Here is a 6,312-nt window from a genome sequence, read left to right as displayed (position 1 = left end):
GCTTGTTATATTGCGGAACGACCCGCATTAAAAGAAAGGCCTCCCTTGAGCGACGGCGCCCTGGTTCCATTGAACCGATCCGAGCATTTGTACTGGGCTGGCGAGGGCTACCTGGGGCCGATCAACATGCCCTTCATGCTGCGCTTCGACCGCCCCGTCGATGAGGCCCTGCTGCGCCAAGCCCTGCGCGAGTTGACCACCGCCTTTCCGCGCCTGCGTGGCGTGGTCACGCCCACCGCCTTCACCTATCAGTTGCGCATCCTGCCCGACGACCTTTGGCTGGACCAGCTCTTCAACGACGCCTACCGGGTCCAGCACGGCATCGACGGCGATTCACGCTCGGCCCTTGAAAAATTCCACAGCGACTTCATCAACGAAGCCGTCTCGCTGGAGCGCGGCCTGCCCTGGCGCGCCCGTTTCATCCCGCACCCGCAAACGCCCCTGCTGGTCTTCTCAGTGCACCACCTCATCGGCGATGGCCGCTCGGTGGTGCAGATGCTCACCGCGCTCATGGGGCGCCTCAGCGGCCAGCCCATCGCCCCCTGCCCGCTCGAATCGTCCAGCATGGTGGCCGCCGTCACGCCGGTGAGGTGGACGCAATGGCCCGCCAGCATCGCTGGCTGGTGGCGCAATGGTCGGCGCGATGCCCAAAGCAGCCGGGGCCAGAAGATCATCACCCTGGCCAGCCGACGCAGCCCGCGCTACACCACCACCAGCGTGCGTTACCAAGAGCTGCCCGCCACCTCGGACCAGCTGCGCGTGGTGGCCAAGCAAACCGGCACCACGGTCAACAACCTGGTCGTGGCCCTGCTGGCCAACGCCTTCCTGGCCCTGGAGCCCGACAACCCGAAGGCCGTGGCCGCTGTCCGCATTTCGGTGGATCTGCGGCGCTACTTCCCCAAAGGACAGCAGCCCGAGTTCGGCAATTTCGTGTCCTCGTTCACGGTGCGCTCTCAGCACCAGCCCACCTTGGCCGCGCAGGTCGAATCGGTCGAAGCGCAGGTCAAGGACCACCTGTCCCGCTACGCGCGCCGGGAATACGCCCTGCCCCTGACCGCCTACGAGTGGCTGCCCCTGATGGGCCGCACCTTGTACAGCCACCTGATCGTCAAGTCCAAGGCCAAGGGCTCGCTGCCCGTGTTGAGCTGCCACTTCACCAACCTGGGCAACGTGGACGCCATCCACCCTCCCAATGCCCAGGTGCGTCTGACCGAATGCTGGCCCGCCACGCTGAGCACCGCCTTGCTGCTGGCCCTGGTCAATCTGGGCGGCAAATTGTTTTTCACGGTCGCCTTTCAAAACGACGAAACTGACGAACAGGCCATCCGCAACCTGTTCCAGATCCTGGACCAACAGTTGCGCGTCATCACCTCCAACCCGCCGCCAAGCCCGGCTGCGTGACAGCGATCACGATTTGAAGGGGCACCGCACCGCCATGACCACGCTCAAGCCCATCAAGACCTCACCGCCAATGCCGATATTCCATGGGTCGGATAAAGATCTCTGGAGCAATGAGGCGCGGTATGAAGCAGCGGTTCGATCAAGTCGATGCCAACAGCAGGCCCCCCGCGAGCACACGCTCGCAAGGCCTGGCCTCGTCACGCGCCACCACCAGCCACCCCGGCAGGACCGTGGCCACGCCCGCGCCCACCAGCGGCGCCTGGCTGTCCGAAGCCCTCAAACTCTGGTGCACTGAACCTCACCGCCCTCGCTGACCTCATGCTGCCCGCCTTCATCAACCCACGCCGCCTGCAGGCCCGCATCGTTGCGGTCTACCTGGGCTTGCTGATCGTGGTGCAGGCCGTCAGCTATTGGTTCATCCAGGACAGCATTGACCGCAATGCGCGTGCCTCCATCCACACCGAGCTGCTGACCGGCGAGAAGGTGTTCCTGCGCCTGCTCAGCCAGAACGCCGACAACTTGGCGCAGGCCACGCGCGTGCTGTCGGCCGACTATGGCTTCCGCTCGGCGGTGGCCACGGGCGACCAGGAAACCCTGCAATCGGCCCTGAGCAACCACGGCGAGCGCATCAAGGCCAGCGCCGCCGTGTTCACCGACGCCCAGTTCAACGTGCGCGCCAGCACCATCCAATCGCCGGACCATTTCGTGGCCGCCGTGCAGCGCTACGCGCGCCAGTCTGTGGCCGCGGGCTCCGACCAACGCCAGGTCGAAATCATCGACGGCCAGCCTTACCAGATCGTCGCCGTGCCCGTGCGCGCGCCCGCCATCATCGGCTGGGTGGGCATGGGCTTCCCGATTGGCGACAAGCTCTTGTCCGACATGAAAGGCCTGTCGGGCCTGGACGTGTCCTTGCTGCTGCGCAAGCCCGATGGCGATTGGAATGTGAGCCTGGCCACGCTGGAGGCCAAGGACTGGCCCGCGCTGGCCACCGCCTGGACGCAACCCACCAGCAGTGGCAGCAGCGGCCTGACCTTGCAAGTGGCCAACGCCGAGTACAGCGGCCACCAGCTCATCCTGCCCGGCTCACCCGGCCAACCCCCTGTCACCGCCTTGTTGATGCGTTCGGTGGACCAGGCCCTGGCACCCTACATGGAGCTGAAGCTGACCCTGCTGTTGCTCAGCGCCGTCGGCATCGCCGTGTTCGGCTTTGGCAGCTACGTCACGGCGCGGCGCATCACCACGCCCTTGCGCATCCTGTCCAACTCGGCCCGCCGACTGGAGCGGGGCGACTATGGCGCCGAAGTGAAGATGTCCTCGCGCGACGAGATCGGCGAGCTGGCGCAATCCTTCGAGACCATGCGCCAGGCCATCCAGACCCGCGAGGGCGAGATCCGCCGCCTGGCTTACCAGGATGCACTGACCGACCTGCCCAACCGCGAACAGTTCCGCCACGACCTGCGCCAGGCCATCGTGCGCGCCAAGGAAGACCAGACCCCCTGCACCGTGCTGCTGCTGGACATGGACCGCTTCAAGCACGTCAACGACGTGTTGGGCCACCGCTTCGGCGACCGCCTGCTGCGCTCCGTGGCCGAACGCCTGACCAGCGAAGTGCTGGGCGAGCGCGACGTGCTCGCCCGCCTGGGCGGCGACGAGTTCGCCATCCTGCTGCAAGGCACCAGCGCGCAGCAGGCCTACCCGGTGTCGCAACGCATCCTGCGCGCCTTCGAGCGCCCCATCACCCTGGACGACCACACGGTGGACCTGAGCGCGGGCGTGGGCATCGCCAGCGCACCCGAGCATGGCGTGGAGGCCGACACCCTGCTCAGCCGCGCCGAAGTGGCCATGTACGCCGCCAAGCAGCAGCAAGCCGGCACCGTCACCTACCACCCGGGTCTTGATTCGACCAGCGAAGAGTCCCTCACCCTGCTGAGCGAGTTGCGTTACGCCGTCGACAACCACCAGCTGCGCCTGTACCTGCAACCCAAAATCAGCCTGCACACCGGCCAGTGCATTGGCGCCGAAGCCCTGATGCGCTGGGAACACCCCACGCGCGGCATCGTGCCGCCCATGCGCTTCATCCCTTTCGCCGAGCAGACCGGCTTCGTGCGCGTGCTCACCGCCTGGATCACCGAGCAGGCCGCCATCGTCAGCAAACAGCTCAGCGACGCGGGCATGCCTTTGAAGATCGCCATCAACCTGTCGACCCGCGACTTGATGGACCAGGATCTGCCCGCCAAGCTGGACAAGCTGCTCAGCCAACACGCCGTGAACCCGGCCATGCTGGTGATGGAGATCACCGAAAGCGCCATCATGGACGACCCGCAACGCGCGTTGGTCACCCTGAACAAGCTGCACGCCATGGGCCTGAAACTGTCCATCGACGATTTCGGCACGGGCTATTCATCGCTGGCCTACCTGAAGCGCCTGCCGGTGGACGAACTCAAGATCGACAAGTCCTTCGTGATGAACATGGAGAGCGATCTGCAAGACGCCAAGATCGTGCGCTCGACCGTGGACCTGGCCCACAACCTGGGCCTGACCGTGGTGGCCGAAGGCGTCGAGAACGCCAAGTCCTGGAAACTGCTGGCCGGTCTGTCGTGCGACGAGGCGCAAGGCTTCCTGATCTCGCGCCCCATGCCCGCCGAGCTGTTCGCCAACTGGGTGCGCGGTTGGACGCCGCCCGACACCACGCACGAGTGGCTGGGCACTGAATTCGCCGCGATGATCTGACGGCGGCTTGGTTGAGCTCAAGCGCGCAGCGCGCGGGCCAGTGCCTCGTAGGCCTCAAGCTGATCAGCGGGCATGCTGCGGGCCATCGGCGAAGCGTTATTCGCCCGCAACGCTTCGATCAAGCGTTGCGCATCCACCAGGCGGGGCAACACCGGCCCGGCGAACAACACCTGCCCTTGCCGCGCCACCAGCAGCGTGGGAAAGGTCTCGACGTCGATGTCGCCGACCAGGTCGGACTCATCCTCGATGTCGATCCAGCGGTAGCGGTGCTCGGGCAAGGCCGCTTGCAAGGCCTTGAACAAAGCTTCGTACTCGCCGCAGGTGCCACACCAGGCCGCGCACAGGCACACCACATCCAGGGCGGGTGCGTTGGGCAAGGACGAAGCGGCAGGTGGATGGCTCATGGCTGCCCACTATATCTAAGCGGGGCGCGGGCTGGTTGAGAACCGGTAGTTGGCGCCTGAAGCAGATGTGACCGTGTAGTCACCAGCGAAGGTCTCGCCATTCACGGTGAAACCGTCGATGCCAGACCAGTACACGGTGTTGCCAAATTGCGCGCCTGCGGTCGCGGAACCCTGGCCCGTTATGCCACTTTGAGCCTCGACAATGACCGTCAAAGGCACGCTGCTTTCAGCATGTCCCTGGGCATCAAACTGGAGCGTCGAGACAATCGGAAACAGGAAGCCATTCACATTCATGGGGACCGCTGGCACCGCGCCGCCAGCGAATTCCTGCCTGACGCCTTGGTTGACAAGCCCCACCCCAAAGGCACCACCGTAACCGGTCCAACTGGCTTGTGCGCCGCCAAAGCCCGCTGCAACAGCGGCGGACAAAGCCCCCTAGATGACGACGCTGCCCGTCAACGTGACCGACTGACCCGCCAGCGTGGGCGCCTCAAAGCTCAGGCTGTCAGGAGAAGCTGGCTTGCGCATGGTCAGGCATGAATCGCCCCGTGATTTGAGACGGCTCCAATCTTTGAGAAGATGGCGTCATAACGCCGTGCTCCACCACCCTGAAAGACCTCAACATGCGCTCCTCATGCCTTCCGATATTGGCCTTCATCGCTTGTGCGGCCTCCACCGTCGCCATGGCCGACACCCGCTCTTTTCGTTGCAAAAACAACCTGGTCAAGCTGGGCGACTCCAAGGCCTCCGCACTGTCCATCTGCGGTGAGCCCGTCATCAAGGACCAATTCTGCAAAAAGCCGGATGCTCAGGTGTCGACGCCTTCTGCGAATGGTTCGACCACCGTCATCAACTCCGCATGTGAGTCTGTCGACGAATGGACCTACAACCCGGGAACGGGTCAGTTCATGACCACGCTGAGGTTCGAGTCCGGCACGCTCACCGCCATCAAGTATGGTGAGCGCGTCAAATGAACCATCGGGCGGCGGGCGCCACCTGGGCCGCCCTGTATTTCTTGCCATTCCTGAACATTCAGCATTTTGAGCAACAATCGAGAGCATGCCCACATCATCCCCACTCCCGCCCCTCAACCGCGAGTTCATCGCCCACTTTGGCGAGATGGGCAGCAAGTGGGGCATCAACCGCACGGTGGGCCAGATCTACGCGCTGATCTTCATCTCTCAGCGCCCGCTCAATGCGGACGAGATCGCCGAGATGCTCTTGTTCTCACGCTCCAACGTGAGCATGGGCCTGAAAGAGTTGCAGGGCTGGCGCCTGGTGCAGCTGCGGCACCAACCGGGTGACCGGCGCGAGTATTTCGAGGCCCCTTCCGATGTCTGGGAAATCTTCCGGGTGCTGGCCGAGGAGCGCCGCCGCCGTGAAATTGAGCCCACGCTGTCGATGCTGCGCAATGCACTCCTGGAGAAGCCCACCACCGAGGAAGAGCGCCACGCCCAGGAACGCATGCGGGAGATGCACGACCTCATTGCCCGCCTGATGACCTGGTTCGACGACGTGCAGCGCCTGACCCCCGAGACCGCGCAGCGGCTGATGGACCTGGGGGCAACGGTGACCAAGGTGCTGACCCTGAAGGACCGGATCACCGGATCGAAGCCCAAGAAGCCTGGCTAGCCAGCAGGCTTGTCCAGCTTGTCGTGTCGCACCGCTTCATCCTCCATCAGTTCAAACCACATCGCGTTGAGCACCGCGAAGGTTGCTGCCAGCGGCAGCCCCAGGATCCAGGCGAAATACCACATGGTCAATTCCTTTCCTTGAT

At 64.4% G+C, this 6,312-nt stretch carries 8 protein-coding genes; 5 read left to right on the top strand and 3 right to left on the bottom strand.

What is annotated here, in order from left to right; all coding sequences use genetic code 11:
• Positions 1-45 precede the first annotated feature (45 nt).
• The 3 genes from Q7V20_RS18030 to Q7V20_RS18020 all read left to right on the top strand — a co-directional run bounded on the left by Q7V20_RS18030 (position 46) and on the right by Q7V20_RS18020 (position 4,131).
• Positions 46-1,401, top strand: a complete 1,356-nt coding sequence (locus Q7V20_RS18030) for a condensation domain-containing protein (protein WP_304794403.1) — start codon at positions 46-48, stop codon at positions 1,399-1,401.
• 122 nt (positions 1,402-1,523) lie between these two features.
• Positions 1,524-1,715 carry a hypothetical protein gene (locus Q7V20_RS18025; protein ID WP_304794400.1) on the top strand — a complete coding sequence of 64 codons (192 nt, stop codon included), beginning with the start codon at positions 1,524-1,526 and terminating at the stop codon, positions 1,713-1,715.
• A gap of 4 nt (positions 1,716-1,719) precedes the next feature.
• On the top strand, positions 1,720-4,131 hold the full coding sequence (locus Q7V20_RS18020; RefSeq protein ID WP_304794397.1) for an EAL domain-containing protein: 2,412 nt from the start codon (positions 1,720-1,722) through the stop codon (positions 4,129-4,131).
• 17 nt (positions 4,132-4,148) lie between these two features.
• On the opposite strand, the gene Q7V20_RS18015 is transcribed toward Q7V20_RS18020, so the two are convergent.
• The gene (locus Q7V20_RS18015) at positions 4,149-4,535 is read right to left on the bottom strand and encodes a thioredoxin family protein (RefSeq protein ID WP_304794394.1); all 387 of its coding nucleotides are present in this window, start codon (positions 4,533-4,535) and stop codon (positions 4,149-4,151) included.
• Between the two features lie 15 nt (positions 4,536-4,550).
• Positions 4,551-4,829, bottom strand: a complete 279-nt coding sequence (locus Q7V20_RS18010) for a hypothetical protein (protein ID WP_304794392.1) — start codon at positions 4,827-4,829, stop codon at positions 4,551-4,553.
• A gap of 389 nt (positions 4,830-5,218) precedes the next feature.
• Between Q7V20_RS18010 and Q7V20_RS18005 the strand changes: the two genes are divergently transcribed.
• The gene (locus tag Q7V20_RS18005; RefSeq protein ID WP_304794390.1) at positions 5,219-5,509 is read left to right on the top strand and encodes a DUF2845 domain-containing protein; all 291 of its coding nucleotides are present in this window, start codon (positions 5,219-5,221) and stop codon (positions 5,507-5,509) included.
• A gap of 85 nt (positions 5,510-5,594) precedes the next feature.
• Entirely contained in the window at positions 5,595-6,167 is a 573-nt protein-coding gene (locus Q7V20_RS18000) for a GbsR/MarR family transcriptional regulator (protein ID WP_304794387.1), read from the top strand.
• On the opposite strand, the gene cydX is transcribed toward Q7V20_RS18000, so the two are convergent.
• Complete coding sequence (cydX, locus tag Q7V20_RS17995) at positions 6,164-6,292, bottom strand: cytochrome bd-I oxidase subunit CydX (protein WP_304794384.1); 129 nt, start codon at positions 6,290-6,292, stop codon at positions 6,164-6,166. The two genes, Q7V20_RS18000 and cydX, sit on opposite strands and share 4 nt — an antisense overlap.
• Positions 6,293-6,312: the final 20 nt, after the last annotated feature.

The sequence above is a fragment of the Aquabacterium sp. genome (assembly GCF_030652515.1).
Lineage (GTDB): Bacteria > Pseudomonadota > Gammaproteobacteria > Burkholderiales > Burkholderiaceae_C > Aquabacterium.
This window is presented reverse-complemented; position numbering and strand designations above follow the sequence as displayed.

Coding starts and splice junctions, on each gene's coding strand:
- Q7V20_RS18025 (WP_304794400.1), top strand. CDS start 1,524: ATGAAGCAGCGGTTCGATCAAGTCGATGCCAACAGCAGGCCCCCCGCG.
- Q7V20_RS18020 (WP_304794397.1), top strand. CDS start 1,720: ATGCTGCCCGCCTTCATCAACCCACGCCGCCTGCAGGCCCGCATCGTT.
- Q7V20_RS18015 (WP_304794394.1), bottom strand. CDS start 4,535: ATGAGCCATCCACCTGCCGCTTCGTCCTTGCCCAACGCACCCGCCCTG.
- Q7V20_RS18010 (WP_304794392.1), bottom strand. CDS start 4,829: ATGAATGTGAATGGCTTCCTGTTTCCGATTGTCTCGACGCTCCAGTTT.
- Q7V20_RS18005 (WP_304794390.1), top strand. CDS start 5,219: ATGGCCGACACCCGCTCTTTTCGTTGCAAAAACAACCTGGTCAAGCTG.
- Q7V20_RS18000 (WP_304794387.1), top strand. CDS start 5,595: ATGCCCACATCATCCCCACTCCCGCCCCTCAACCGCGAGTTCATCGCC.
- cydX (WP_304794384.1), bottom strand. CDS start 6,292: ATGTGGTATTTCGCCTGGATCCTGGGGCTGCCGCTGGCAGCAACCTTC.